22 protein-coding genes are annotated in these 25,541 nt (G+C 67.0%); 10 read left to right on the forward strand and 12 right to left on the reverse strand.

All coding sequences use genetic code 11. From position 1 onward, the window contains the following. The first annotated feature begins 95 nt into the window (after positions 1-95). Complete coding sequence (locus C380_RS11475; RefSeq protein WP_015014015.1) at positions 96-728, forward strand: NUDIX domain-containing protein; 633 nt, start codon at positions 96-98, stop codon at positions 726-728. Between the two features lie 24 nt (positions 729-752). Here C380_RS11475 and C380_RS11480 read toward each other — a convergent pair whose 3' ends face one another. Continuing rightward, a complete protein-coding gene (locus C380_RS11480; RefSeq protein WP_015014016.1) occupies positions 753-3,125 on the reverse strand; it encodes a penicillin acylase family protein in 2,373 nt (790 codons plus the stop codon). Positions 3,126-3,263: 138 nt separating this feature from the next. On the opposite strand from C380_RS11480, the gene C380_RS11485 reads away from it, so the two are divergent. Then, entirely contained in the window at positions 3,264-4,361 is a 1,098-nt protein-coding gene (locus tag C380_RS11485) for a GlxA family transcriptional regulator (protein WP_148279952.1), read from the forward strand. 158 nt (positions 4,362-4,519) lie between these two features. Then, positions 4,520-5,485, forward strand: coding sequence for a class I SAM-dependent methyltransferase (locus tag C380_RS11490; RefSeq protein ID WP_015014018.1), 966 nt, complete (start codon positions 4,520-4,522; stop codon positions 5,483-5,485). 111 nt (positions 5,486-5,596) lie between these two features. Here C380_RS11490 and C380_RS11495 read toward each other — a convergent pair whose 3' ends face one another. Next, the gene (locus tag C380_RS11495) at positions 5,597-6,100 is read right to left on the reverse strand and encodes a flavodoxin family protein (protein ID WP_043566440.1); all 504 of its coding nucleotides are present in this window, start codon (positions 6,098-6,100) and stop codon (positions 5,597-5,599) included. 122 nt (positions 6,101-6,222) lie between these two features. Here C380_RS11495 and C380_RS11500 point away from each other — a divergent pair, with 122 nt between their 5' ends. Then, positions 6,223-9,027, forward strand: coding sequence for a PAS domain S-box protein (locus C380_RS11500; protein WP_015014020.1), 2,805 nt, complete (start codon positions 6,223-6,225; stop codon positions 9,025-9,027). 31 nt (positions 9,028-9,058) lie between these two features. Here the strand turns inward: C380_RS11500 and C380_RS11505 are convergent, their stop codons facing one another. After that, the gene (locus tag C380_RS11505) at positions 9,059-9,574 is read right to left on the reverse strand and encodes an EVE domain-containing protein (protein ID WP_015014021.1); all 516 of its coding nucleotides are present in this window, start codon (positions 9,572-9,574) and stop codon (positions 9,059-9,061) included. Positions 9,575-9,887: 313 nt separating this feature from the next. On the opposite strand from C380_RS11505, the gene C380_RS11510 reads away from it, so the two are divergent. Beyond that, positions 9,888-11,000 carry a DUF3592 domain-containing protein gene (locus C380_RS11510; protein WP_015014022.1) on the forward strand — a complete coding sequence of 371 codons (1,113 nt, stop codon included), beginning with the start codon at positions 9,888-9,890 and terminating at the stop codon, positions 10,998-11,000. Between the two features lie 25 nt (positions 11,001-11,025). On the opposite strand, the gene alkB is transcribed toward C380_RS11510, so the two are convergent. From alkB to C380_RS11535, 5 genes are all read right to left on the reverse strand, one after another. Next, entirely contained in the window at positions 11,026-11,679 is a 654-nt protein-coding gene (alkB, locus tag C380_RS11515) for a DNA oxidative demethylase AlkB (protein WP_015014023.1), read from the reverse strand. Between the two features lie 64 nt (positions 11,680-11,743). Then, complete coding sequence (locus tag C380_RS11520) at positions 11,744-12,508, reverse strand: 2OG-Fe(II) oxygenase (RefSeq protein ID WP_015014024.1); 765 nt, start codon at positions 12,506-12,508, stop codon at positions 11,744-11,746. Next, positions 12,505-13,677 (reverse strand): bifunctional DNA-binding transcriptional regulator/O6-methylguanine-DNA methyltransferase Ada, encoded by a 1,173-nt coding sequence (gene ada / locus C380_RS11525; protein WP_015014025.1) that lies wholly within the window; start codon positions 13,675-13,677, stop codon positions 12,505-12,507. The genes C380_RS11520 and ada overlap by 4 nt, the downstream gene beginning before the upstream one ends. 188 nt (positions 13,678-13,865) lie before the next feature. Continuing rightward, positions 13,866-16,676, reverse strand: a complete 2,811-nt coding sequence (locus C380_RS11530; RefSeq protein WP_015014026.1) for a DEAD/DEAH box helicase — start codon at positions 16,674-16,676, stop codon at positions 13,866-13,868. Positions 16,677-16,714: 38 nt separating this feature from the next. Then, positions 16,715-17,587, reverse strand: a complete 873-nt coding sequence (locus tag C380_RS11535) for a LuxR family transcriptional regulator (RefSeq protein WP_015014027.1) — start codon at positions 17,585-17,587, stop codon at positions 16,715-16,717. Positions 17,588-17,753: 166 nt separating this feature from the next. Here C380_RS11535 and C380_RS11540 point away from each other — a divergent pair, with 166 nt between their 5' ends. From C380_RS11540 to C380_RS11550, 3 genes are all read left to right on the forward strand, one after another. Further along, complete coding sequence (locus C380_RS11540; RefSeq protein ID WP_015014028.1) at positions 17,754-18,230, forward strand: DUF3237 domain-containing protein; 477 nt, start codon at positions 17,754-17,756, stop codon at positions 18,228-18,230. Between the two features lie 70 nt (positions 18,231-18,300). Continuing rightward, complete coding sequence (locus tag C380_RS11545) at positions 18,301-19,338, forward strand: tripartite tricarboxylate transporter substrate binding protein (protein ID WP_015014029.1); 1,038 nt, start codon at positions 18,301-18,303, stop codon at positions 19,336-19,338. A 168-nt stretch (positions 19,339-19,506) separates the two neighbouring features. Continuing rightward, complete coding sequence (locus C380_RS11550; protein ID WP_015014030.1) at positions 19,507-21,186, forward strand: DUF6351 family protein; 1,680 nt, start codon at positions 19,507-19,509, stop codon at positions 21,184-21,186. A 78-nt stretch (positions 21,187-21,264) separates the two neighbouring features. Here the strand turns inward: C380_RS11550 and C380_RS11555 are convergent, their stop codons facing one another. From C380_RS11555 to C380_RS11565, 3 genes are all read right to left on the reverse strand, one after another. Further along, positions 21,265-21,780 (reverse strand): hypothetical protein, encoded by a 516-nt coding sequence (locus C380_RS11555; protein ID WP_015014031.1) that lies wholly within the window; start codon positions 21,778-21,780, stop codon positions 21,265-21,267. Between the two features lie 96 nt (positions 21,781-21,876). Next, positions 21,877-22,128, reverse strand: a complete 252-nt coding sequence (locus tag C380_RS11560) for a GlsB/YeaQ/YmgE family stress response membrane protein (RefSeq protein WP_015014032.1) — start codon at positions 22,126-22,128, stop codon at positions 21,877-21,879. 83 nt (positions 22,129-22,211) lie between these two features. Further along, positions 22,212-22,919 carry an adenylate/guanylate cyclase domain-containing protein gene (locus tag C380_RS11565; protein ID WP_015014033.1) on the reverse strand — a complete coding sequence of 236 codons (708 nt, stop codon included), beginning with the start codon at positions 22,917-22,919 and terminating at the stop codon, positions 22,212-22,214. A 159-nt stretch (positions 22,920-23,078) separates the two neighbouring features. Here C380_RS11565 and C380_RS11570 point away from each other — a divergent pair, with 159 nt between their 5' ends. Further along, positions 23,079-23,528 carry a hypothetical protein gene (locus C380_RS11570; protein WP_238544097.1) on the forward strand — a complete coding sequence of 150 codons (450 nt, stop codon included), beginning with the start codon at positions 23,079-23,081 and terminating at the stop codon, positions 23,526-23,528. A 61-nt stretch (positions 23,529-23,589) separates the two neighbouring features. On the opposite strand, the gene C380_RS11575 is transcribed toward C380_RS11570, so the two are convergent. Continuing rightward, complete coding sequence (locus tag C380_RS11575; RefSeq protein WP_015014035.1) at positions 23,590-24,177, reverse strand: C40 family peptidase; 588 nt, start codon at positions 24,175-24,177, stop codon at positions 23,590-23,592. 196 nt (positions 24,178-24,373) lie between these two features. On the opposite strand from C380_RS11575, the gene C380_RS11580 reads away from it, so the two are divergent. Next, entirely contained in the window at positions 24,374-25,537 is a 1,164-nt protein-coding gene (locus C380_RS11580) for a PQQ-dependent sugar dehydrogenase (protein ID WP_148279953.1), read from the forward strand. The last annotated feature ends 4 nt before the right edge of the window (positions 25,538-25,541 follow it).

Consider the following 25,541-nt stretch of genomic DNA (forward strand, 5'->3'; position numbering starts at 1 on the left):
TTTGTCAAAAACATGCACAAACCACCAGACCGCACCGCGTCAGCGTTGGCGCCTGCCGTAAGTTGCCATCCGAGCCAGTCCGAAGGGAGCTTTGCATGAGCCGCCCCGTGCCCGATGTCCCCATCGCCGAGCTGAACGCCCGCACCGAGCATGTGAAGCTGCTGGACGTCCAGGTGCTCTCCGATAACTGGTATGTGCTGCGCAAGGTCACCTGCTCGCTGCGCAGGCGCGATGGCCAATGGCAGACGATGAGCCGCGAGGCTTATGACCGGGGCAATGGTGCCGCACTGCTGTTGTTCGACCCGCGTCGCAGCACCGTGGTGCTGACGCGCCAGTTCCGGCTGCCCGCCTTTCTCAACGGTTGCGCTGACGGCCTGCTGATCGAGACCTGCGCGGGCCTGCTCGACGGTGACGACCCCGAAACCTGCATCCGCCGCGAGGCCGAGGAAGAAACCGGCTACCGCGTGCGCCAGCCGTGCAAGGTGTTCGAGGCCTACATGAGCCCTGGCTCGGTGACGGAAAAGCTGCACTTTTTCGTGGCCGAATACGAACCCGGCGACCGCATCCGCAGCGGCGGCGGGCTGGAGGGGGAGGGTGAAGACATCGAGGTGATCGAGATGCCGCTGGCCGACGCCCTGGCCGGCATTGCCAACGGCACGATCCAGGACGGCAAGACCATCATGCTGCTGCAGCATGTGGCCTTGCACCTGCGAGGCACCGCCCTGTAAAAAAGGCGCAGTGCTCGCAGGCGCTCAAGGCCGCACCAGCCGCAGCGGTTCGCCCACGCGCGCCTTCACCACGTCGTCGCGGTGGAAGGGCAGGGTGTGCCAGCGCTTGGCAGAGAACTCGCGCATCTGGTCGTTGGCGTGGGGCGACGCGGGGTTGGTGGACTGGCCGTAGGTCAGGATGGCCTGGGCCACCGGGCCCTTGGCGTCGAAGGTCACGGTCTGCACATAGCTGGTGCCGTAGTCGATGCGCAGGCCTGCCTTGGTGATGGGCGCGGGCTCCTGGCGGCCCAGGTTGTTGAGCACGCCTTCAAACTCCTCGCCGCCGTGCAGCGCAATCGCTTCTTCGGTGATGGCGGGGCGTTGCACGCTGCCCAGCGTGGCGTCGAGCGTGTAGCCGCTGGTGCGGATGGCCTTGACGGCGCCGTCCAGCGCCTCCCACACCTTGGCGGCGGTGGTGGCGTCATCCATCTTCAGGCCTGCCGGGGTGGCCACGGGTTGCGCAGGGTCGAAGGGCACGCGGTGCACGCCGGGGATGTTGCGCGCGGTGCGCCAGAACTCGCGGAACACATGGGCGCTGCGGGCGTCGACGTTGTTGCGGCGGTCCCAGCCTTTGAGGGCCGCGCAGCCGTCGCGGGATTCGGCTGTGGGCGCTTTGTCGCAGGCGGCCAGCAGGTCGGGCACCACCACCCGGGCCATGAAGTTGCGGTTCTCGAACAACTGGCCCTGGATGGCCTGCAGCGTGACCTTGCCCCGGCTGAGCATTTCAGGAATCTCGGCCAGACCGGCGCGGGTGCGCGGCCGGGTCAGGCTGGCGTCGCCCACCAGGGGAGAGATGCCCTCAAACTTCTGGCCGGGGTGGGTGTAGACAAAGCTGTCGTTGCTGTTGTGCACCCAGTCTGTGCGGAAGGCCACCGGCATGCGGCCGATGGGGATGAGTCCCGGCACGGGTGATGCGCTGTCGCGGCGCCAGTCGCACTCGGCGCGTGATCCGTTCAGCACCACCAGGCCGGCTGCAGCGCGCAGTGCGGCGGCGGGCTGGCTGGGGGCGCAACGGGCGAGTTGGGCGGCGTCCACATCGGGCACCACGCTCACGTCGGCATACATGGTCTGGCCGCTGCGGTCCGCCGCCAGGGTGTTCACCCAGGGCAGGCCCAGGTTGGCGTGGGCCTTGTGCAGGTCTTGCACCGAGCGGGCACGCGCAAAGGCCAGGGCCGCATCCATCATGCGGGTGTTGCCGGTGTTGGCGTCGCGCAGGGCGTAGGCGGTCTTGGCGTTCCAGGTCAGGCCCGCGCGGGGCACCACCACCAGCGGGCCCCAGCGGGTGGACCACACGGTGTGCTCCCGCATCTGCAGCTTGCCATCCGGGCTGGGGACCTGGGCGCTGATCTTGCGGGCGGTCATCTTCTCAGGCTTGCCGTCCACCAGGTAGGTGGTGGGGTCGCCTTCGGCCAGCGTCACTTCGTAGAACGTAAAGCGCTTGCCGGTGGACACCGTGTGCGACCAGGCCACGTCCTTGTTGAAGCCGATGGAGACCATCGGGTAGGTGCCGATGCCCACGCCCATCACGTCCATCTGGCCGGGGATGGTGAGGTGCATTTCATAGAAACGGTTGGGGCCGCTCCACGGGAAGTGCGGGTTGCCCAGCAGCATGCCGCTGCCGTTGGCCGTCACGTCCTTGCCAAAGGCCCAGGCGTTGGAGCCCAGGGGCGAGTCGAGCAGGCCCACATCGCGCAGCGCTTGGGCGGCATCGGCCAGGTTCACGTCAGCGGCGGGTGCCTGCGCCGCCTTGGCGGCGGGCGGTTGGGCGCCCAGCATGCCGTCGGCCAGCGCGGCAATGCCGGCCTGCACGGCCACCACCTCGGCCATGCGGCGGTACTGGGCCATGGTCATGGGTTGCACCCAGGGCTTGCCCCGGCAGGCCTCGGGCAGGGTGGCGGCGTTGTCGGCCAGAAACCGGTTGTAGCCAGCCACATAACCGCGCGCCAGGGCCTGCGTTTCGGCACTGGTCTTGGCCCACGCGCGCTCCAGCATGGCGTCGTCCATGTGGGCGGCCATGAACAGGTCGATCTGCGCGTTGGGGATGTAGCGGCGGCCCAGCAGCCCGATGGTCTGCGCGCCGAAGGTGCTGCTGCGCTGGCCGCGCGCGGTCACGAGTTGGTCGGCCGTCATGCAGACGTTGTCTTGCGCGTAGGCGTACGCCACGCCGTAAGCCAGCGACTCGGGGTCGTTCGCGGTGATGTGCGGAACGCCGTAGGTGGTGCGCTCAATGGTCACGCTGCGGTCTGTGCCTGCAGCGCCTGGCTGGCTGGCGCAGCCCGTCAGGAAGAGGGTGGTGCAGGCTGCAGCCAGGGTCGTCAGGGCCATTGAAAGGCTGCGGTGGGTTGAGGGTTCGTGCATGGGTGAGTGTCTCCGTTTGTGTGGTCCCGCAACGCAGGGCAATGGCTGCGTGGCGCTGTCGTCGCATGGTCATGCTACTGCCCGGTAACACTGTCAAGCGGTGGCGGTTTGGCCACAAAGGGTGGCAAGATCGCCATCATGCCGACTGCCAAAACTTCACTGCCGTCCTGCCTGAACGTGGGCATCCTCTGGGGGCACGGCAGCATTGCTAGCACCGCCGCCGCTGCAGTGGACGCCCTGCGCGCCATGAACATGCTGGCGGCGATGCGCCCCGGGGGCGCGCAGCCTGTGGTGCGCTGGTTCTGGCTGCGCATGCCGCAGGAGCGCGATGCCACACCGCCGCCGGTGCCCGGCGCAGACCTGGGCCCTGAGGCACTGGATGTGGTCGTCATCCCCGGCTGGCTGGTCCCCACCGGGCCGCAATTGCGCGAGATCAGTCAACGCTACAGCCAGCACTTTGGCGCCATGCTGCGGGGCCACCTGCAGCGGGGCGGGCTGGTGGCAGCGCTGTTCAACGGGTCCAGCCTGCTGGCGCACTGTGGCCTGCTGGCGGGGCGCAAGGCGGCGTTGCCCTGGGTGTTTGCGCCGTCCATCGTGCTGCAGTCCAGCGAGAGCGGCGCCAAGACTGCCGATGTGGCGGAAGTGATCTGGCAGCGGGAGCGAACCTGGCAGCGCGATGGCGCCCTGTGGACCACGGCCTCGCTGCAAGACACCCCGGCGGCGATGCTGGACCTGCTGGCCCAGACACCGGCGGCCGAGCTGGCGCAGGCCGCATCGCACGCGCTGCTGTTCGACCCCCAGCGCCAGCTGACCGCCACTACGGCCATGGAGACCCCCACGGGCCACCCCCTGGCTGCGGGCGCGCTGGAGCAGGCGCGGCGCTGGCTGCAGGACCACCGCAACGAGCCCTACAGCCTGCAGGCCACGGCCCGCGCCGCCGCCACCAGCCCACGCACCTTGCTGCGCTGGTTTGCCCAGGTGCATGGGGAAACACCGCAGGACTACCTGCACCGGCTGCGCATGGCCCAGGCCCAGGCGCTGCTGCAGACCACCTACCTCACGGTGGACGACGTGGCGCAGCAATGCGGCTACAACGACACGGGCAGTTTTCGCAAGGTGTTCACCCGCGTGGCGGGGGTGACGCCAGGGGCCTACCGCCAGCGCTTCAAGCTGCGCACTTCGCGCAAGCAGTGGCTGGGGCGGCAGGGGCTGTCTGGCGACGATGGGCCGGTGTAGGCAGGCCGATGGCATTCGCTGTCGCTGGCGGGTGTTTGCGCCAGCGCTGGCAGCGATAATGCTGCATTGCTATTGAATCAATAGCTGCTCAGGCATGATGGACTAGCGCTTGGTGCCGTTTTGATTCTCAAACTGTCTTTTTGCCGCCATTCTTCTCCATGCAAGCCCTGCTCGACGCCATTGCCGCCATGCCCCTGCCCACCGACGCCCAGCGCGTCTTCCACGGCCGGGGTGGGGCGTTTCCGGGCTGCGAGCAGTGGGTGCTGGACGCGTACCCGCCGGTGCTGGTGCTGACCAGCTTTGCCCCAGCCAGCGACGCCGAACTGGAGACCATTGGCGCTGCGCTGCAGGTGCGCTGGTCTCAAATTGCACCTGCGGGCGAGCCGCTGAACTGGGTGTTCCAGCATCGGGGCGAGGCCCTGCGCATTGAAGGGCGCAGCGAAACGCGCCTGATGGCCGGTGCCGTGCCCGACCCCCATGTGGTCACCGAAGCGGGCGTGCGCTACCGCGTGCATGTGCTGCGCGGCCAGAACCATGGCCTGTTCCTGGACATGGCCGCAGGCCGCCGGTGGGTGCACGACTACGCCGCCGCGCGCAGCCAGGACCGCTATGGCCTCAAGGTGCTGAACCTGTTTGCGTACACCTGTGCGTTTTCGGTGGTGGCGCTTCAGGCGGGCGCCAAGCAGGTGGTCAATGTGGACATGAGCCATGGCGCCATCGGCATCGGGCAGCAGAACCACCAGCTCAACGGCATCACCTCGGGCGCCACCTTCCTGCCGCACGACATCTTCAGCAGCTGGGGCAAGATTAACCGGAGCGGCCCGTATGGCCTGGTCATCGTGGACCCGCCCAGCTACCAGAAGGGCAGCTTTGTCGCCACCAAGGACTACGCCCGCCTGATGCGCCGCCTGCCCGACCTGCTGGCCCCTGGCGGCCATGCACTGCTGTGCCTCAATGCGCCGGAGCTGGGTCTGGCCTTCTTGCAGGACCAGATGCAGGAGCTGGCGCCTGATCTGCGGTTTGTGGAGCGTGTGGCCAATCCACCCGTGTTTGCCGATGTGGATCCGCAGCGCGCGCTGAAGGTGCTGGTGTACCAAGCGCCTGAACTGGCGGCGGCAGCCTAAGAGCGGCTGACAAAACTCAGCGAAGCGGTTCTGGCTAGGCGCTGTGTCGCAGGCAGTACGAGCAGTACGACAAGACACAGCAACGACGCCAGACGAGTCTTGTCAGCCGCTCTAAAACACCCCCATCCCCAGTCCCGCCGCCATGGCCTCTCCCAGCGCGCGGCAGCGCTCCAGGTCGGCCGGGCCAATCTGCTTGGGGGCCAGGATGGCCTCGGGCGTTTGCGCGTGGGTGCAGACGATCAGTGGGTCTGCCACAGGCCGCAGGCGCCAGCCGGTGGCAATCCGTGCGATCTGGCGGGCTGCGTTGGTGCCGTCGCTGCCAGCGCAGACCAGGCTGGCATAGGGGCGGCCATTGATCCGGTCGAGTGCGCCGTAGTAGGTGCGGTCAAAAAAGTCCTTGAGCAGCCCGCTCACAGCCGCCAGGTTTTCAGGCGTGGCAAACAGGTAGCCATCGGCAGCCAATACATCGGCTACCTGGGCCTCGGGTGCAGGCAAGAGCCTTACTGCCACCCCGCTGTCAGCCGCCTGGGCGCCAGCAAAGGCGGCCTCCACCATCTGGCGGGTGCCGCCGGTGTGGGAGTGGTAGACGATCAGCAGGGTTTTGGTGGCGTGCATGGCGCCAGCATAGAGGACATGCATGCGGGTTTCTCCCCGCGCTGCTTTGCGCCACACTGCGTATGCGGCGCAGGGTTCGCTGACAGAATGGAGGCGTTCTGCACCCTGCATTTTCCGATTCCATGCGTCTGACTTCCTCCGTGTCCCGCTGGCTGCACACCACGCGAGCGCGCCTGACCCTGCTGTTTGGCGGCACTGCAGTGGCCACCGGCCTGGCGGTGGGCTTGCTGGCCGACGAGTTGTTGACGCGCCAGCTCACGGACCTCAGCGGGCAGTCGCTCATGAACTCCAGCCAGCCCATTGCGCTGGCACTGGCCCAGGGCATGCAAGAGCGGGAGCGCGAGATTTCGCTGCTGAGCCACCTGCCCATGTTGACCCAGGGCTCAGGCTACAGCCCGCAACTGCAGGCCCACCTGGAGCAGATCCGGCAGTCCTATCCGTTCTATTCATGGATCGGTGTGACCGACACCCAGGGCGTGGTACAGGTGGCGACGGGCAACCTGCTGCAGGGCCAGGATGTGTCCCAGCGGCCCTGGTTTGGCGCGGGCAGCCAGGGCCCCTACGTGGGCGATGCGCACGACGCGGTGCTGCTGGACAAGCTGCTGCGCGCGCCGGGCAGCCAGGTGCCATTGCGCTTCATGGACTATGCCTCGCCGGTGCGTGGTCAGGACTCGGCCTTCAAGGGCGTCATTGCGGCCCATGTGAACTGGGCCTGGGTGCAGGACATCATCCAGCGCGCCAGCCCGGCCTCGCCCTTGGCGAGTGGGCTGGAGGTCATGCTGGTCAACAAGGATGGCGTGATCAACACCGAAGGTGCGGTGGATCAGCCCCGTGCGTCTTTGCCCATCCTGCCGGAGCCCGGCGCTTTCCGCGTGATGTCGTGGGGCGGTGCATCCCCGCAGCCGTACCTGACTGCGGTGGTGTCGGTGCGTGCGCAGACCGCCACCGACCTGGGCTGGCTGCTGGTCACGCGGCAGCCGCTGGAGATGGCCCTGCAGCCCATCAGCCGTCTGCACACCCTGCTGGCGCTGTTGCTGGGGCTGATGGCGGCCTTGCTCGCCGGGCTGGCCTACTGGGTGGCACGGCGATTCAGCCAGCCGGTGGAGCGCCTGGCCGACGCCGCACAAGAAGTGCAAGCCACGGGAGAGGTTGCCGCACTCCATGTGGATGTGAAGACGCTGGAGTTTCAGCACCTGCGTTCGGCCCTGGAGAACATGGCGCAAGGCCTGCTGGAGGGGCGTGCCGCGCTGCAAAGCGCCAATGCCGAGCTGGAGCACCGTGTGGCCGAGCGCACGCAGGCCCTGCACCAGAGCGAGCAGCGGTACCTCTCCATCCTGGAGGACCAGACCGAGATGATTTGCCGGTTTGACGCCAGCAACCGCATGACCTTTGTGAACGAGGCGTTCTGCCGTCTCTTCCACCTGCGCCGCGACGAGGTCGTGGGCCAGGTGTGGGCGCCTATCGTGCACCCGGACGACCTGCCCATGGTCACGCGGGCGCTGCAGGGTGTCAGCCCCGCGCAGCCCCTGGTGGTGGTGGAAAACCGCGTGGTGGCGGGCGATGGCGCCATCCGCTGGTGTCAGTTCAGCAACCGGGCGCTCTATGACGACGACGGCCAGTTGGTGGAGTGGCAGTCGGTAGGGCGCGACGTGACCGAGCGCCGCCAGCTCGAAGCCGAACTGGCGCAGGCCTCCGAGCGGTTCCAGGACCTGTACGACAACGCGCCCTGCGGGTACTACGCGCTCGACCGCCAAGGCAAGTACGTGCACCTGAACCTGCTGACCCTGCAATGGCTGGGTCTGCCGCGCGAGGAGGTGATTGGCAAGCTGGGGCCGGCCGACTTTTTCGACGACGAAGGCAAGGCACTGTTTAACGCGTGTTTCCCGGTGTTCTTGCAGAACGGCAAGATCGGGCCGCTGGAGTTCAACCTGTGCGGCCGGGGTGGCGAGCAGCGCCGGGTGAGCGTGTCGTCCACCGCCATCCTCAATGCGCAGGGCGACTACGTGATGAGCCGCTCCATCATGTACGACGTGAGCGAGCTGCATGCCGCGCGCCAGCAACTGCACACGCTGAACCTGGAGCAGCAGGCGATGCTGGACAACGACCTGATCGGCATTGCCAAGGTCAAGGACCGCGTCATCGTCTGGCGCAACCCTGCGCTGGAACGCATCTTTGGCTATGCGCCCGGCACGCTGCAGGGGCGCACAACCGAAGAGATGTACGTGGACCAGGAAGACTTTCTGGCCTTTGGCCGCGACGCTTATGCGGTGCTGGCCTCCGGCCAGCACTACCGGCAGCAGCGCCGCATGCGCAAGGTGACGGGCGAGATCGTGTGGATCGACGTCAACGGGGTGTTGCTGGAGGGGCAGGGCGAGTCGCTGTGGCTCATGCAGGACATCACGGCCATGAAGCAGTACCAGGAGCAGGTGGAGCACATCGCGTTCCATGATGCGCTCACCCACTTGCCCAATCGGCTGCTGCTGGCCGACCGCATGACCCAGGCCTTTGCGCTGAGCGACCGCACCCAGACCCAGGCAGCAGTGTGTTATTTCGACCTCAACGGCTTCAAGCCCATCAACGACCGCTATGGGCACGACATGGGCGACGAGGTCCTCAAGATCACCGGCCGCCGCCTGCTGGAGCAGGTGCGGGGCAACGACACGGCCGCCCGCATCGGGGGGGATGAGTTTGTTCTGGTGCTCACCGCCGTGAAGGACCCGGCCGAGGTGGACCAGGCGCTGTGCCGGGTGATGGCGGCCATTGAACAACCCATTGACCTGGGCGGGGGCCGCGTGGTCCGTGTGTCAGCAGCCGTGGGGACGGCGCTTTACCCCCGCGACGGCACCACGAGCTTCGAGCTGCTGCGTGCGGCGGACCAGGCCATGTACGCCGACAAGGGGCATGTGTCGGCCGAGCGCAGCTTGTGACCTTTCCTGGGCCCCACTGCACCAATACCTATCAGTCGCCCTGCATCAGCACCCCAGTGATGTAGTCCCACTCAGACGCCTCCACCGGCGTGATCGAAAGGCGGCTGCCCTTTTGCAGCACCCGCATGTCCGCCAGTGCCGGGTGGGCGCGCAGCTCGGCCAGGCTGATCAGTCGCGTCTTGCGAACGGCCTGCACGTCCAGCAACAGCCAGCGAGGGTTGTCTGCCGGGGACTTGGGATCGTGGTAAGGCGATGCGGGGTCGAACTGGGTGGGGTCGGCGCGGGTGCCGCTGGCCACGCGGGCCAGACCGGCAATGCCGGGCTCGGGGCAGCTGGAGTGATAGAACAGCACGCCGTCACCCACCTGCATCGCATCGCGCATGAAGTTGCGGGCCTGGTAGTTGCGCACGCCGGTCCAGGGCACAGTCGCGCCGGGCGCGGCCAGAGCGTCGTCGATGGAGCACTCGTCCGGCTCGGACTTCATGAGCCAGAACTGGGCGGGCCGAGCGCTGGGGGCGATGCTGGAGGGGGGAGGGGCGTTGACCATGCACGCATTCTGTCAAAGATGGAGGGGGTGATGGCAGATGGCGGCGGATCTGGAGGCGCTGCTGACGTATGGTGTTTGCTATACAAGCGATAGCTATTGGGGTATGTTCGACTAGCGCTTGTGGCCCCAAACACCACAAAAGACCCGTAAGCGGATCGTATGGGGCCAGCCACCCGCACAGGTGATTGCGCTGTGCTGGAGCGCGCCGCAGAATCTGGCATGGCAAGGTTCGTGGTCTCCATCGGCCGGCAGGCAGCCAATCCCCCGGCATTCTCAGCCCGCCAGTGGGCAGCGTCTTTTTCCCCGTTGATTCATGGCCAGACACTCATCCACACCCGCCGCGCAACGCACGCCCAGCTCGGTTGCAGGCAAGACCCAGCGCGCCGGCGGCTGGCTGCTGGGCCTGTTTGCCCTGCCATTTGCAGCCGTGGGCGTGGGCATGCTGCTGCTCAGCGTGCTGCCCACGCTGTACGACTGGGCACGCATGCAGTGGTGGCAGCCCTTGCCTGCCACGCTGGTGGCGGCGCGCCTGGAGAGCAGCCGCAGTAGCAAATCCAGCTCCTACACCGTCAAGGCCAGCTACCGCTACCAGGTGGCGGGGCGTGAGTACCAGGGTGACCGTGTCGCGATCAGTGGCGGGGGCGACAACGTGGGCGATTTTCAGGAAGCGCTGGGTGCGCGGCTGGAGCAGGCGTTGCGCGATGGCGCGCCGGTCCAGGTGTGGGTCAGTCCGTCCGACCCGTCGGAGGCCGTCATTGACCGCAGCCTGCGGCCCGGCCTGCTGGCCCTGAAGATGGTGTTTGTGGTGGTGTTTGGCGGCGTGGGCGTGGGTCTGCTGGTGCATGTGCTGCGCCCCACCCGCGCCGCGCAGGGCAGTGCGGGCAGCAGCGGCCAGCCGCTAACGGCGGGCATGCCCGGGCGGGTGGAGCGCATACCCGGCGGGGTGGCCATGTACTTTCCGGCCGGCCGGTGGTGGGGACTCAAGCTGGCGCTGGCAGTGATGGGGGCCGTGTTTTTGACGGTCGGGGCGCTGGTGCCCTGGGAGCAGGAGTCCTCGGGCGAGGTCGGGCCGTGGCTGTTCCGCCTGCTGTTTGGCGGTGTGGGCGGTTTGGTGCTGCTGGGCAGCTTCTACGCCCTGGCCAACAGCCTGCGGGTGCAGTTGGACCACAACGGCCTGCGCACCGAGCGGCGTCTGCTGGGCCTGATGCTGCGCTGGCACCAGGTGCCCCCGCACGACATTGCCCGACTGCGGGTGGTGGAGAGCTACACGGTGGAGAGCAACAGCAAACGCGACGTTTACTACCGCATCACAGCCGAGCTGCGGGGCGGGCGGCAGCTCACCATCGCCCAGGACCTGAAAGGGCGCGCCCAGGCCGACAAACTGTTGGCATCGATTGGCGGCTGGACAGGCTACGCCACGCGTTGAGTCGAGCAGAGTCGCCGAGACGACCTCAACCGGCCTTTCTGAAGGTGAGGTTGATGCGGTGCGCACCCGTCAACGGGTGGTGCGCCTCGGGCAGGGGCAGCACGCCATGAAAGCGCAAGCGCGCCGGTCCGCCCCACACCACCACATCGCCGTGCAGCAGCGCGATGCGGCGGGTCTTGTCCGCCCGCTGCGCGCCGCCCCACAGAAACATCGCCGGAACGCCCAGCGACACGGACACGATGGGATGGGCGTAGTTGCCTTCGTCACGGTCCTGGTGCAGTGACAGGCGCGCGCCGGGGGCATAGCGGTTGATGAGGCAGGCGTCGGGCGCAAAACCGGCGAAGCCAGCCGTTTCAGCTGCTTCGCGCGCGAGTTGGCGAAACAGCAGCGGCATGGTCGGCCAGCTCTGGCCGGTCTGCGGGTCGATGGGGTCATAGCGGTAGCCGCTGCGGTCACTTACCCAGCCCAACGCGCCGCAGTTGGTCATGGCTACCGACATGGTCAGGCCTCCGGGGGTCACCAGATGTCTGAAGGGCGCCTGGGCGGTGATCTGCTGCACCGCAGTCAGTAAGTCCGTCGCCTGGGCCAGCGCAAAGCCGCGCAGCACCACGGCGCCGGGCTCCAGCACCTCGGGTGGCCCGGCAGGCTGGGGTGGGTCGTCGAACAGGCTGGCGGTCATGGCATGGGTCGTTGTGGGTGAGTGTGCTGCCTGCAAGGGCACTGCGGTCACTGTGGGCGCAGCGTCACTCAGCATCATGAAAGATGATGCCCAGCGTGTTCCGCTGCCCGCTGCGCAGGCGGCTCACGCCATGGCGCATCTGCACGCGGTACGGCCCGCGCGTGCCCTGCACGGGGCGGTGGTGCACGGCAAACACCTTGGCGTCGCCGCGCGAGAGCGGCACCACCTCGGCACGCGACTGCATGCGCGGGCGCTGCTCGGTCAGCACGAACTCGCCGCCGGTGAAGTCTCGCCCCGGCTCCGACAGCAGGATGGCCACCTGCAGCGGAAACACATGCTCGCCGTACAGGTCCTGGTGCAGGCAGTTGTAGTCGCCCGGCCCGTACTGCAGCAGCAGCGGGGTGGGACGCACCTGGCCGGCGGCGTGGCAACGGGCGATGAAGTCGGCATGCTGCGCGGGGTAGCGCACGTCGATGCCCATCGCGGTGTTCCATTGGTTTGCGATGGGGGCCAGATGCGGGTACAGCGCCTCGCGCAGACCTGCCACAAGGTCGGGCAACGGGTAGCAGAAGTACCGGTATTCACCCTGGCCAAAGCCGTGGCGCTGCATCACCACGCGGCTGCGAAACGTGCCCTCTGGCGCGTGCCCGTACAGCCGGGTCAGCACGGCGCATTCGGTGGCGTCCAGCAGTTGGGGCAGCACGGCATTGCCCTGCTGGTGCACGGCGTCGGTGGTGCTTTGCCAATCGATAGCGGCCGCGCGTTGGTGCCACAGGCCGTCCGCTGGCGTGCCGGATGTTGAAAGAGTTGAAAGAGCCGCCAAGCTCATGCCACCTTCTCCGCCGGCAGCGGGGCCGCCTCTACGTCGGACTCGCGCGCCAGCAGGGCACGTTTGCGCTCCACGCCCCAGCGGTAGCCCGACAGCGCGCCATCGCTCTTCACCACCCGGTGGCAGGGAATGGCCACGGCCAGCCCATTGGCCGCGCAGGCCTGGGCCACGGCCCGCACGGCCTTGGGGCTGCCAATGCGCTGAGCCACCTCGGCATAGCTGGCCGTCTGTCCGGCCGGGATGGCCTGCAGCACCCGCCATACCCGCTGCTGGAACGCGGTGCCGCGCACATCCAGCGGCAGGTTCAGCCCCAGGCCGGGCGCCTCGACAAACGCCACCACCTGCGCCACCAGGGCTTCAAACGCGGCGTCGCCGCCGATCAGGCGGGCCTGCGCAAACCGGTCCTGCAGCTCGCACAGCAGCGCGTCGGGGTCGTCGCCCAGCAAGATCGCGCAGATGCCCCGGTCGCTCTGCGCTACCAAAATGGCGCCCAGCGAGCACTGGCCGATGGCAAAGCGGATGTCTTGCGACGCACCCCGCGCACGGTACTGGCTGGGCCGCATGCCCAGCACCTGGGCCGACTGTTCGTAAAACCGGCTGCTGGACTGATAGCCCGCGCCATAGATCGCGTCCGTCACCGAGTCCGTGGTTGGGCTGTCGAGCGCACTGCGCAGCCGCTGTGCGCGCTGGGCCACCGCATAGGCCTTGGGGGTGAGGCCCGTGGCCTGCTTGAAGATGCGGTGCAGGTGTGAGGCGCTCAGGCCCACGCGCGCTGCCAGTGCATCGAGCGTGGGGGCGTCTCCGGGTGCGGCGCTTTCGATGATGCGGCAGGCCTCCGTCACAAGGGCCGCGTGGTGTGACAGCGCAGTGGCCTGGCGCGGCTTGCAGCGCTGGCAGGGGCGGAACCCGGCGCGCTCTGCTTCATCGCAACTGGCATGGAACAGCACGTTCTCCGGCCGGGGCGTGCGCGACGCGCAGCTGGGGCGGCAGTACACGCCCGTGGTCTGCACCGAGTACCAGAACGTTCCATCGGCCCCAGTGCTGCGCTCTACCACCGCCGCCCAGCGCGGGTCGGCCTGGGTGGCGGCGGCCTGCGCGGCTTTGGTGTTGGGGCGGTGGCGGGTGGGCATGGGGGCGCTGTGGGGCAGAAGGGTGGACACGTTCATCATGGTGCACGGCTCACGAGGTGGGTTGCAATGCCATGCACTCTAGGGACGGAGGCTGTGAGGCGCACTCCGAAGCTTGCTTTTGAATTCTGCGCTTTTGCGCAAGGCTCACCGCACGGATGAGAGTGCTCATCTATTGATAGCTGTCAGCGCATGAATTACCAGCGCTACAGGGCAAAAACGCCCAAAAATCAGGTTTCCGGTGGCTGCAGCGGCCGGGGCCGCCGTTTACCTGTGCCGCCCCAGCGCAGCGCGTCTTCGCCGGGTATGCCCAGCGGGTTGTTGGCCGGTTCGGTAAGGGGTGCGAGCAGCGCATGCAGATCAGCCTCGCTGAACTTGACTGCGCCTTCGGCATCGTGCCCCAGCACGCCCTGGGCCAGCGCGGCCTTACGGGCTTGCAGCTCGAGCATGCGCTCCTCAATGCTGCCTTCCACCACCAGCTTGTAGACGAACACCGGCTGGTCCTGCCCGATGCGATGGGCGCGCGCGGTAGCCTGTTCTTCGACGGCAGGGTTCCACCACGGGTCCAGGTGGATCACGGTGTCGGCGGCGGTGAGGTTCAGGCCCAGGCCACCGGCCTTGAGGCTTACCAGCAGGATGGCGGCGCTTGCGTCGCCCTGCGCCTGGAACTGCCGCACCACCGCGCCGCGCTGGCGGGGCGGCGTCTGGCCTGTGAGGGTGAGGTAGGGCAGGGCCAGGGTGTCGAGCAGCTCAGCCGCCAGCGCCAGCATTTCGGTGAACTGCGAGAACACCAGAACGCGGCGGCCTTCATCGACCAGGGCGGGCAGCAGGTCGGCCAGCAGTTCGAGCTTGGCGCGCTCCATCGAGTGCGATGTTTTCGTGGTGCCTTTGACGAGGCGTGGATCGCAGCAGACCTGGCGCAGTTTCAGCAGGGCATCGAGGATGGCGATTTGTGAACCCTCAAAGCCCTGCCGTTCCAGGGCGCGGCGCACCTGTTTGTCGGCCATGGTGCGCACGGCCTCGTACAGCTCACGCTGCTTGCCTTGCAGCTGCACGAGCAAGGTGGTTTCGGTGCGTGGTGGCAGCTCGGTGGCCACGTCCTGCTTGCGGCGGCGCAGGATGAAGGGGCGCACGCGCTGCGACAGCAGCTGGGCGCGCAGGGTTTCACCGTTTTCCTCGATGGGCTTGCGCCAGCGGGCGTTGAAGCTGCGCACATCGCCCAGAAAGCCGGGCATCAAAAAGTCAAACTGCGCCCACAGCTCGCCCAGGTGGTTCTCCAGCGGCGTGCCCGTCAGGCACAGCAGGTGCGATGCCTGCAGCTTGCGCAGTGCGCGGGCGCTGCGGCTGCCGGCGTTCTTCACCATCTGGGCTTCGTCCAGGATCAGCAGGTGAAAGGGCTGCGCGGCCAGTGCGTCCACATCGCGCCAGAGCAGGGGGTAGGTGGTCAGCACCAAGTCGTGGTCGGCGATGTGCAGGTAGCGTTTGCCCCGGTCCGCGCCATGCAGGGCCAGCACGCGCAGGCTGGGCGCCATGCGCGCGGCCTCGGCCTGCCAGTTGAAGAGCAGCGAGGTGGGTAGCACCACCAGCGCCGGGCGGGTCAAACGCCCGGCCTCCTTTTCGGTCAGCACGTGGGCCAGCGCCTGTGCGGTTTTTCCCAGGCCCATGTCGTCGGCCAAGATGCCTCCCAGGCCCTGGGCGCGCAGGTATTGCAGCCAGGCCAGCCCTTCGAGCTGGTACGGGCGCAGTTGTACCTGCAGCCCCTGCGGCGCGGCCACCGGCTGGGGCGTGCCGATAGAGCGCAGGCGCTTGGCGAGCTGTGCCAGGCCCGCATCGCCCTGCAACTGCCAATCGTTGTTCCAGCCGTTCACCGTGCCCACGCGGTGCGCCAACACCAGCCCGTCGCGCAGGGCCTCGATGCGGCGGGCCTCCCAGGCGCCCAGGCGCAGCGGGTCGCCATCCTTGAGTTGCTTTCGGGTGGGGTCGGTCAGCAGGTCCACCATGGCCCCCACGATGGCTTTGAGCGGCCCGGCGGGCGCCTCGATGCGCTTGCCGCCGGGCGCACGCAGCGAAATGATGGCGATGTCATCGATGGCCGCCATCTGCCGCGCGTTGAGCCAGCGGGCGTCGCGCCGCAGCAGGTCGGCCAGCATGGGGGCCAGGTCCAGCGTTTGCCCATCGATCTCGATGCCCAGGCTGAGCAGCCAGGCGCCCTCGCGCTCGGGCAGCATGAGCTTTTGCACGGGGCGCTCTCGCGGGGCCAGCGGGCCGTCCACTTCCTTGCCCAGCAACTCGCCGGTGTCGGGGGCGATCAGCAGCTTCCAGCGCTGCACGGGCACGCTTTCGTGCGCAAAGCCGGGGTGCACCACCACGGTCCAGCCTTCGGTGCGCAACTGGGGAACCACATCGGCCCAGAAGTCGCCAAAGTGCGCCTCTTGCGCCAGGGTCCACACCGGGCCCAGCGTGGCAGCGGCTGCGCGGTGGCGCCACTGCAGGTTTTTGGCGTCTACGGGGGTGAGGCCCAGGTCCCACACACGGTCCATGGCATCGGCCTCGGCGGCCAGGTTGCGCTGCATGCGCACCACCGGGCCACCGGTGTCGAACAGGTCTTGCACGGGGGCCGGGCGCGCGTTGAGGATGGAGGTGGGCGCGGGCGTCTGCCAGGTGGCGCCGCTGTCGGTGCGGTAGGTCCAGTCGATCTGCACCAGCGTCACGCTGTCACCGCGCGGGCCCAGCTTGCCCTGAGGCGCCATGCCCAGCAGACCATCGCCCCGACCCAGCGTCATGAGGGTGATGCGCGGGCGAAAGTGGCCGGGGACGACGCCATCGGGTGTGTTGGGCACCGGGCCGTGACCCGGGGGGTGGCTGCCATCGCCCCGCAGCTGGGCCATGACCTGCGCGGCCTCGGCATCGGTCAGCGGGGGCAGCTGCTGCAGGGCGGCACTGTCAGCACGGTTGCGCAGGGCCTGGGCCCATTGCGCGACCACATGGGCCCGACCTGCAGGGGGCGTGGGTGGAGCGGGTGACTGCGGCAGGCTAGGCATGGGCTGGCATTGTGCCCATGCGTGGCGTGCCCTTTCGTCTAAACGCTGCGTTGGGTGCCCAGCGCCAGCGCAAACAGCTCGTTGCGAAAGTGGATGCCCAGGCGGCTGAACGCGCGGTTGCGGTAGGTTTTGACGGTGGGCAGGCTCAGGCCCAGGTCGCAGGCAATGCCTTCCTGCGTCATGCCTTGCAGCAGGCGGGCGCACACGTCCAGCTCGCGCTCGGTCAGCCCTGGGTGGGCGCGCAGCAGGCGTTCGCGCAGCGCAGGCAGGCTGTGGGACAGCGCGGGCACCGTGGCCTGCGCCGGGGGCTGCAGTGCGGGTTGCAGCACGCCGGGGCGCTGGGCCAGGGCGATGTGCTTGCGGGTCAGCGCCAGCAGCACCGGGGCCATGCCCTCAAAGTCGCTGATCTGCCGGTCCTGGAAGGGCTTTTGGTGCTGGTGGCGGTAGAAGTTGACGGCAAAGACCGAGCCGTCGCTCTCGTGTTCCACCACCGACACCCGCTCGGCCACGCCATGGGCTTCGTATACGCGGGCGCGGTGTTCTGCGTCCACCTCGGGCGCCGTCAGGTGGCACAACTGGGTGGGCGCTTCGGCCGGGGCGGCTTCGTCCAGCGAGCGGCCCCAGGTGCGGTCGGTGCGGTAGGGGCCCGAGAGGTACGCCCACCAGCAGTCCTGTGTGGTGTCGGGAATGCCGTAACTGGCAGACATGAACAAGGTGGGTTTGCAATGGCGCCCGGTGCGGTACACCGACCACGACGCTGCGGGCAGCACGGGGGCCAGCTCTTGCAGCATGCCGCAGGCAAACCCGTCGTCGCCCAGCTGGTGAACCATGGCGCCCAGGGCCGAGCCCGTGAGGTTGGGCGTGGGGGCAATGCCGCTGCCCGAGGTGCTTGCAGGGAGCCAGTGCCTCATGAATCGCGCGGGGTGTGCCGGGTGGGCGTTGTCATGGCTGTCATCTTCAGGGATGACAGGGGTCAAGCACCACGGGATTTACGCTAGGTGCAACCCCGCAAGCAGGCTGGGTGCAAGCCGTCCAGCATGCGCCATCCCCTTGCCAGACACCCGAAAGATGGAGCCCATGACCGAACCCGTGCCCTTTGTGGAACCCCGTTTGCGATTTTTTGCCGACCTGCGCGTGGAGGTGGGCGTGCCCCAGGAGGTGGGCCGCACCGTGCACGGCCTTCGCCGGCTCATCCCCATCCTGGGCGGGAAAGCCCTGGGCGATGGCTGGCAGGCCCGGGTGATGCCTGGCGGGGCGGATTTTCAGCTCATCGTGAGCGACACCCTGGCCGAGCTGGACGCGCGCTACACGCTGGAGGCGGATGGCGGCGACCTGATCTATGTGCAAAACCGCGCTGTGCGGTCCGGCCCGCCGGAGCTGATGGCCCGCCTGGTGCGTGGCGAGGTGGTGGACCCGGCGCAGATCTACTTTCGCTGCAGCCCCCAGTTCGAGACAGCGTCTCCCGCGCTGCGCTGGATCGGGGAGCGCATGTTCACCGGCACCGGGGCGCGGTTCCCGGACGCCGTGGCCATGCGGTTCTGGGAGCTGATGTAGCCGCACCGCAGTCCTGCTATTCCTTTTTTTGATGACCGACAGCACACAACAACACCCTGGAGACCTTGCCATGACCTCTTTTTCCACGCTCACCCGCACCCTGTCTCGTGGACTCTCCCGCCGCCATGCCCTGCGCAGCGTCTGCCTGGCAGCCACGGTGGTGGCGGCCCTGGCCCCTGCCACCGGCGCCCTGGCGCAGACGGCAAGTTACCCCAACAAGCCGGTGCGCATCATCGTGGGCTTTCCGGCGGGCACGGGGCCGGACATCGTGGCGCGGCTGCTGGCGCAGAAGCTGTCGGAAGGCTGGGGCAACCTGGGCGTGATCGTGGACAACAAGCCCGGCGCCGGTGGCCTGATCGCTGCGACCGAGGCCGCCCGCGCCACCCCCGATGGCTACACACTGATGCTGGGCGAAACCGGCCAGCTCAGCATTGCGCCCAGCAGCTACAACAAGCTGCCGTACGACCCGCAAAAGGACTTTGCCCCCGTGAGCCAGGTGGTCACCGCCGACTTTGCGTTGCTGGTCAACCCGCAAAAGGTGCCGTCGCGCAATGTGAAGGACTTTGTGGCCTGGACCCAGCAACAAAAGGGCCTGTTCCTGGCCACCTTTGGCGCGGGCACGCCGGGTCACTTCGGCGCCTTCATGTTTGGCGAGGCAGTCAAGCTCAAGCCCGAACCGGTGCACTACAAGAACACCACCGATGCGCTGGGCGGTCTGTTCAGCGGTGACGTGCAGGGCGTGTTTGCCAGCGTGGGCCTGGCCGCCCCTAACGTGAAGGCCGGCAAGCTGGTGGCGCTGGGCACCACAGGCGGTACCCGGTCCAACGCACTGCCCGATGTGCCGACCATCAAGGAGCAGGGGTACCCCAGCCTGGAGTTCAACTCGTGGTTCGGCGTCGTGGCCCCTTCCAAGACGCCCCCCGAGATCGTCGCCAAGCTGAGCGCCGACATCATCAAGGCCGTGCAGTCCCCCGAGGGCAAGGCCAAGATGGAAGAGGCCGGTTTCCGCGTGACGGGGACCAGTCGCGAGGAGTTCGCCCGCATCATCGCGGCCGACACGGTCACTTGGGGCAAGGCCGTGGCCGCCACGGGCTTCAAGGCCGACTGAGTCGGTACGGGTCCGTTATCACAGGGCGCAAAGCCCTGCGATAGCAGCAAGGCCCTTCGCCCTCCAAAAAATCTGCGCACCTTCTTCTGCGACGCCCTGACGGCCGTCGCCGGGCATTCCTGCGCCGATGGTTCAACCCCACAAGACCGATTCACCGAGGAGACCACCATGCCATCCCTGTCATTGGACACCCCCATCGCGCAACGCGTTGCGCTGCCCGCCGCCATGCTGCTGCCGTTATTGCTCAGTGCCTGCGGCGGCGGTAACGCCGTGCTGGTGACCGAGAGCGCCAACCCGGCCGCCGCTTGCGCCGCATTGAGCACCAACGCGCAGCTCAGCAACACCAGCTTGTCCACCAGCTATGTGCCGCCGGGCACGCGCCGCCCCGGCGGCGCTGCCACGGGCGACTTTTTGCCCGGGCACTGTGTGGTCACGGGTGCCATCAATCCGCGTGTGGGTGTGGATGGCAAGAACTATGCAATCGGTTTTCAGTTGAGCCTGCCCGACCGCTGGAACGGACGCTTTCTGTTCATCGGCGGGGGCGGCAACGACGGCATCCTGCGCGACACCTCGCTCAGCTCCAGCATTTCGAGCGGCACGCCATCGCCACTGGGGCAGGGCTTTGCGGTGGTGTCCACCGATGCGGGCCATACCGGCACCAGCGCCAGCTTTGGCGCCGACCCGCAGGCGCGCACCGACCATGCCTACAACTCTTACGACAAGACGGCTGTGGCCTCCAAGTCGCTCATCAGCACGCGCTACGGCCGCAAGCCCGACTACTCTTATTTCTCTGGCTGCTCCGGCGGCGGGCGCCAGGGCATGATGTTCTCGCAGCGGTTCCCGGACTACTTTGACGGCATCACCGCCGGAGCGCCCGCTATGCGCGTGTCCAGCGGTGCCACGGTGGCCGCCATGTGGAACACCATCCAGTTCAACGCCATTGCGCCGCAGGACGCCAGTGGCAACCGCATCCTCTCCAAGGCCTTCAGCAACAGCGACCTCAAACTGGTGGCCACTGCAGTCAATGCCACCTGCGACGCGGCCGACGGCGTGGTGGACGGCCTGGCCCAAAACGTCAATGCCTGCAAGGCGTTTGACCCCGCCGTGCTGCAATGCACGGGCGGCAAGACCGACAGCTGCCTGTCGTCCGCCCAGGTGGGTGCGCTCAAGAGCGTGTTTGCCGGGCCCCGCAACTCCGTGGGCAAGGCGCTGTACACCGGCCAACCGTGGGATGCCGGGCTGGCGGCTCCCGGCTGGCGGTCCTGGACGCTGGGTAACTCGACCACGGCCACGCCCGACGCACGCTACATCACACTGATGGTGGATGCCCTGGTCAACGAGTTCTTCACACCGCCGGATCTCTCGTTCAACCCGCTGGCCTTCAACTTTGATACCGACCCCGCACGCCTGGCCGCGTACTCTGCCGTCTACGACACCTATGCCGACGACAAACTGGCGGCCTACAAGCAGCGCGGCGGCAAGCTGCTGTTCATCCACGGCATGTCTGACCCGATCTTCTCGGCGTTTGACACGGTGGACTACTACGAACGCCTGGCCGCGAACAACGGCGGCATGGCGGCCACGCAGAACTTTGCGCGGACCTTCCTGGTGCCGGGCATGAACCACTGCTCGGGCGGTCCGGCTACCGACAACTTTGACTCGATCCAGACCATGGTGGACTGGGTGGAGAAGGGCATCGCACCGCAAAGCATTGCGGCCAAGGCGCTGCCCACCAACACCGACTTCCCCAACCGCACGCGTCCGCTGTGCCCCTACCCGCAGTTTGCCAAGTACAAGGGCTCGGGCAGTGTGGAGGATGCCAGCAGCTTTGTCTGCTCGGCGAGTTGACGCGCAGCCGGTACGGCGTCGCTACGAAGAATAAAGGGCCCCAGGGCCCTTTTTTCTTGTTGCCATCGGGCTCGGGAGTCAGTGTTTCACCGCAGAGGCTGACGTCGGCGGCGGCAAGTGCAGCTGGGCCTGCTGTACCACACGGATGCAGTCCCGCAAGTGCTGCTCCCCCAGGTAGCGCAGGGTGGCGTAGCCGATGGTCGCCGCCACCGCTTGGCCGGCCAGGGGCACGTATTTGGCGACCTGTTTGGTGCTGAGCCGCAGCCCCACAGTCTGGGTGGCCCGCAAGACCAGCTCGCGGGTGATCAGCTTGCCGATGAGCACCGACCCCACCAAGCCCACCGCCTTTTGCACCTGCTCCCGCTTTTTGGGGTCCAGCTGGTCGATCTGCTCGGCTGTGAGGCCGAACTCAGCGTTGATCTGGGGGATCAGGCGGGAGAGCAGGGCGGCATCCACCGCCCAGTCCAGCCCCGGCACAGGCACCACACTGGCGGCTGCTGCCACCACCGCGCGGCGGTGCAGCAGCTTGCGCGCGCGGCGCACGGCCGCAGCCAGTTCAGGGTCTCCGGCAGCCATTTGCAGTGAGGTGGGCATGGGTGGCAATTTGAAAGAAGGTGGGTGGACGAATGTGGGTGTCTAAGAACAGGTTCTAAGCGTAAATGTGGGCAGCTCAGCGCGTTTTATCAAGTCTCAAGACTTGCCCTTGACCAGGCCATACACCACCAGCAGGGCGACGGCTCCAAGCACCGAGGCAATCCAGCCAGCGCTGTCCCCTTGCGCATACCAACCCAGGGCCATACCGACGTAGCTGGCAAGAAAAGAGCCTGCAATACCCAGCAGCGCCGTCATGATCCAGCCCAGCTTGTCGTCCCCGGGTTTGACGGCCCGGGCGATCAGGCCCACCACCAAACCAATCAGCAACATCCCCAGCAATGACAGCATGTTTTCCCCCTTGATAGTTGGTTCAGACGATGGAGTCACTTTACAGATCGGGCAGTCCAAATGCTGTCGGACAATGCCCCCTGTCAGCGTCCCGCAGGCAGGGATGTGGTGGGAGATGGGGCGGCCGAGGGATGCAAGGGGCGGTCAAAAAGGCAGCGATCAAAGCGGTAAGCGTGCAATTCCATCCCCGATATCTGGTGGTCGGTGCGTGAGCACACGTAGCGCCCAGTGGGCAGGCTGGTCCAGGCCGCCTCGGTGAGCAGGATCTCGTTGGCCATGGCAATGTCTTCGCCCAGTTTGCAGGCGCAATTCATTTCGGGACCAAACAGGTCTTCGCGCGCAATCACCAGGGTGGGGCCAAAGCCAATGCCTGCGCTCACGTTCAGCGCCCGCTCGGGGGGTAGCACGGTGTTCATGGCGCTCAGGGCGCGCAAGGTGTCCAGGGCGGCCTCGAGCGCTTGCTCGGGCGTGGCGAAGACTGCAAACAGGTTGTCGGCCTCCTGCTTGATGACCTCGCCGCCATTGCCTTCGATGGCCGGCCGCGCCGCCTGCTCCATCTGGTGGATCATCGCCAGGAAATGGATGATGCCGTGGCTCTGGGTGATGCGCGAGAAGCCGCACATGTCCAGCACCAGAATGGCCACGCTGCGCACAAACGCCTGTTCAATCGCGGCATCAATCACGCCGGTGCCGCCGGCAGGCATTTGGTTGCGCTCGGACAGCAGGCGCCTTAGATAGCCCTTGTCATGTGCAGCCGCTGCGTCGGTTGGCAGTGCGGGAGAGTGGTTCATGGCAATGCCCTGTGGGTCGTGTCCGACATGGTAGCGCGGCTGGTGCTGGCGCTGAGCAGGTCACGCACGGGGCTACAGTGGGGCATGCAAAGGGCGGTTGGGTGCATCTCGCAGTTGCAATCGCCGCAAACTTTATCAAGACAGAAAGGTGTACCGACCATGTTCACTTCGTCCTCCACTCTCCTCACTTCTGGCTCCGTGGCATCGGCCGGGGCCCAGCGCCGGTCATGGAACCTTTGGGTGGCGCGACCGGCTGCAGTACTGTTGTCGGCCCTGGCCTTGGGCGGTGCGCTGTCGTTACCGGCCGCTGCGCAGTCCCAAAGCGACGAGGCCTCGCTGGCGCGGGGTGCAGTGCCTGACACCACCCCACAGCAGCGCTACCAGTCTGCGATTCGCGAAGCGGGTGGCGGGCTCAAGGTGAGCCTGGAGGAATGCCGCGCCATGCCGACGGCTGAACGCAAGGGGTGTGAATCCGAAGCCCGGGCGCGCTACCAGGCCGATATGGCCGCTGCCAAGGCACTGCTGCGAGGCGATCCATCTGCTGGGCCCGTCAATGTGACTGGTGGCCCGATCCGCAGCACCGAGACGGTGTACGTGGTCAAGCCCTGATCCCCTCGGCTGGCAATGGGGCAAGTCGGGCAAGTCGGGCAAGTCGGGAGCGTTTTAGGGGCTACTTCTGCGCTTGGGGTGTCTGAGCGCTCTCGATACCCTCGCCGGGGGTCACGCGGCGAGCACCGTTGAAGCGGCGCGCCCAGTAGGCGATGCTCATGTCTTCCACCCGAATCTCTGAGCCGCTGCGGGGCGAGTGGATGAACTTGCCGTCCCCCACGTAGATGCCCACGTGGCTGAAGTTGCGGCGCATGGTGTTGAAAAACACCAGGTCGCCGGGTTGGAGTTCTTTCTTGTCGATGACCTGGGTGGCAGCCGCCTGCTGATCGGCACGGCGGGGCAATAGCAGGCCCACAGTCTGTTCGTAGATGGCGCGCACAAAGCCGCTGCAGTCAAACCCGGTTTCGGCACTGTTGCCGCCGCGCTTGTAGGGGACGCCCAAAAAGCCCATGGCGTTGACCACCAGGTCACCCGCATGGCCGGCAACGGTCTGGGCTTTGTCTGCCACCTTGTGGCTCACGTCTTCAAGTCGAGTGAGAAGCCCTTTGTCCGCGAGCAAGCGGTCCATATCGTCAGAATTGGTGCCCTGGGGCGCAGCATGCGCTGCGGTGGCGCAAGCAAGGATGAGGGTGCATAACCATCTGGACATGGGGGCGAAGGGTAACACGATATGGTTATTTATAAAAAATAATCGTTTTTACAAGCTGTTGATTTCATTCAGATAAATCGGTGGTTCCAGCCTTTTCACAGGCAACTGCAGCTTGCAAGATGTGCGCCAGATGGGGGCTGTACCGCGCTGGTGCAGGACGTAAAGCATGGCCCGGGAATACAAGGAGGTTGAAGGCATGGGTTGGACACCAAATCGGCCGGTAGCGCCGTTGTACAAAGCGCAGCTAGCTCTGTTTTTGATAGTGACGGGCACGCAGACCGTCACCCATGCCCAAAACGCACCCGCCCCTGCGCCAGCGGTGTCGCTGGTGCCCGTTGCCACCGGTCTGGTGCATCCCTGGGCGGTGGCCTTTTTGCCCGGCGGGCAGTTTTTGGTGACTGAGCGCCCGGGGCGCCTGCGCGTGGTCAGTGCCACGGGACAGGTGGGGCCTGCGCTGGCAGGGGTCCCGCCGGTGGCAGCGGGCGGGCAGGGCGGCCTGCTGGACGTGGTGACCGACAACGACTTTGCCCGCACCCGCCGTATCTACTTCTGTTTTGCCGAGCCCGCCGCTGGTGGCACGGCGGGCAACAGCACGGCGGTGGCGCGCGCCACCCTGTCGGCAGATGCCAGCAGCCTGCAGGACGTGCGCATCATCTTCAGCCAGCGGCCCAAGGTCGAGAGCGCGCTGCACTTTGGCTGCCGCATTGCCCAGGCCAGTGATGGCAACCTGTTTGTGGCGTTGGGCGAGCGCTACCACCGCAAGGACGACGCCCAAAAGCTCGACAACCACCACGGCAAGGTCATCCGCATCACCCCGGACGGGGCAGCGCCGCCCGACAACCCCTACGTGAAGCAGCCCGGCGCCTTGCCCGAGATCTGGAGCTACGGCCACCGCAATCCCCAGGGCGCCACGATAGGTCCCGACGGAAAATTGTGGATGCACGAGCATGGCCCGCAGGGCGGCGACGAAATCAATCTGCCCCAGCCTGGGCGCAACTACGGCTGGCCGGTGATCACCTACGGTGAGAACTATGGCGGCGGCAAGATGGGCGAAGGCACAGCGCGCGCAGGCATGGACCAGCCGCTGCACCAGTGGACACCGTCCATCGCCCCCTCGGGCATGGCGTTCCTGACCAGCACGCGCTACGGCACGGCGTGGCAAGGCAGCCTGTTTGTCGGGTCGCTCAAGTTTGGCACCCTGCACCGGCTGGAGGTGGCGGGTGGCAAGGTGCAGAAGGAAGAACGGCTGTTGCAAGGCAACGGTGAGCGCATTCGCGACGTGCGCCAGGGGCCCGACGGCCTGCTGTACCTGCTGACCGACAGCCCGCAAGGGCGGTTGTTGCGCCTGCGTCCCCGGTGAGCGG

The organism is Acidovorax sp. KKS102 (assembly GCF_000302535.1).
In the GTDB taxonomy this organism is placed as follows: domain Bacteria; phylum Pseudomonadota; class Gammaproteobacteria; order Burkholderiales; family Burkholderiaceae_C; genus Acidovorax.

Excerpts from the sequence above, each read along its gene's own strand:
- C380_RS11570 (WP_238544097.1), top strand. The coding sequence starts at position 23,079 with ATGTTCACTTCGTCCTCCACTCTCCTCACTTCTGGCTCCGTGGCATCG.
- C380_RS11480 (WP_015014016.1), bottom strand. The coding sequence starts at position 3,125 with ATGCACGAACCCTCAACCCACCGCAGCCTTTCAATGGCCCTGACGACC.
- C380_RS11540 (WP_015014028.1), top strand. The coding sequence starts at position 17,754 with ATGACCGAACCCGTGCCCTTTGTGGAACCCCGTTTGCGATTTTTTGCC.
- C380_RS11510 (WP_015014022.1), top strand. The coding sequence starts at position 9,888 with ATGGCCAGACACTCATCCACACCCGCCGCGCAACGCACGCCCAGCTCG.
- C380_RS11555 (WP_015014031.1), bottom strand. The coding sequence starts at position 21,780 with ATGCCCACCTCACTGCAAATGGCTGCCGGAGACCCTGAACTGGCTGCG.
- alkB (WP_015014023.1), bottom strand. The coding sequence starts at position 11,679 with ATGACCGCCAGCCTGTTCGACGACCCACCCCAGCCTGCCGGGCCACCC.
- C380_RS11485 (WP_148279952.1), top strand. The coding sequence starts at position 3,264 with ATGCCGACTGCCAAAACTTCACTGCCGTCCTGCCTGAACGTGGGCATC.
- C380_RS11505 (WP_015014021.1), bottom strand. The coding sequence starts at position 9,574 with ATGGTCAACGCCCCTCCCCCCTCCAGCATCGCCCCCAGCGCTCGGCCC.
- C380_RS11520 (WP_015014024.1), bottom strand. The coding sequence starts at position 12,508 with ATGAGCTTGGCGGCTCTTTCAACTCTTTCAACATCCGGCACGCCAGCG.
- C380_RS11495 (WP_043566440.1), bottom strand. The coding sequence starts at position 6,100 with ATGCACGCCACCAAAACCCTGCTGATCGTCTACCACTCCCACACCGGC.
- C380_RS11490 (WP_015014018.1), top strand. The coding sequence starts at position 4,520 with ATGCAAGCCCTGCTCGACGCCATTGCCGCCATGCCCCTGCCCACCGAC.
- C380_RS11565 (WP_015014033.1), bottom strand. The coding sequence starts at position 22,919 with ATGAACCACTCTCCCGCACTGCCAACCGACGCAGCGGCTGCACATGAC.
- C380_RS11535 (WP_015014027.1), bottom strand. The coding sequence starts at position 17,587 with ATGAGGCACTGGCTCCCTGCAAGCACCTCGGGCAGCGGCATTGCCCCC.
- C380_RS11550 (WP_015014030.1), top strand. The coding sequence starts at position 19,507 with ATGCCATCCCTGTCATTGGACACCCCCATCGCGCAACGCGTTGCGCTG.
- C380_RS11580 (WP_148279953.1), top strand. The coding sequence starts at position 24,374 with ATGGGTTGGACACCAAATCGGCCGGTAGCGCCGTTGTACAAAGCGCAG.
- C380_RS11560 (WP_015014032.1), bottom strand. The coding sequence starts at position 22,128 with ATGCTGTCATTGCTGGGGATGTTGCTGATTGGTTTGGTGGTGGGCCTG.
- C380_RS11575 (WP_015014035.1), bottom strand. The coding sequence starts at position 24,177 with ATGTCCAGATGGTTATGCACCCTCATCCTTGCTTGCGCCACCGCAGCG.
- C380_RS11530 (WP_015014026.1), bottom strand. The coding sequence starts at position 16,676 with ATGCCTAGCCTGCCGCAGTCACCCGCTCCACCCACGCCCCCTGCAGGT.
- C380_RS11545 (WP_015014029.1), top strand. The coding sequence starts at position 18,301 with ATGACCTCTTTTTCCACGCTCACCCGCACCCTGTCTCGTGGACTCTCC.
- C380_RS11475 (WP_015014015.1), top strand. The coding sequence starts at position 96 with ATGAGCCGCCCCGTGCCCGATGTCCCCATCGCCGAGCTGAACGCCCGC.
- ada (WP_015014025.1), bottom strand. The coding sequence starts at position 13,677 with ATGATGAACGTGTCCACCCTTCTGCCCCACAGCGCCCCCATGCCCACC.
- C380_RS11500 (WP_015014020.1), top strand. The coding sequence starts at position 6,223 with ATGCGTCTGACTTCCTCCGTGTCCCGCTGGCTGCACACCACGCGAGCG.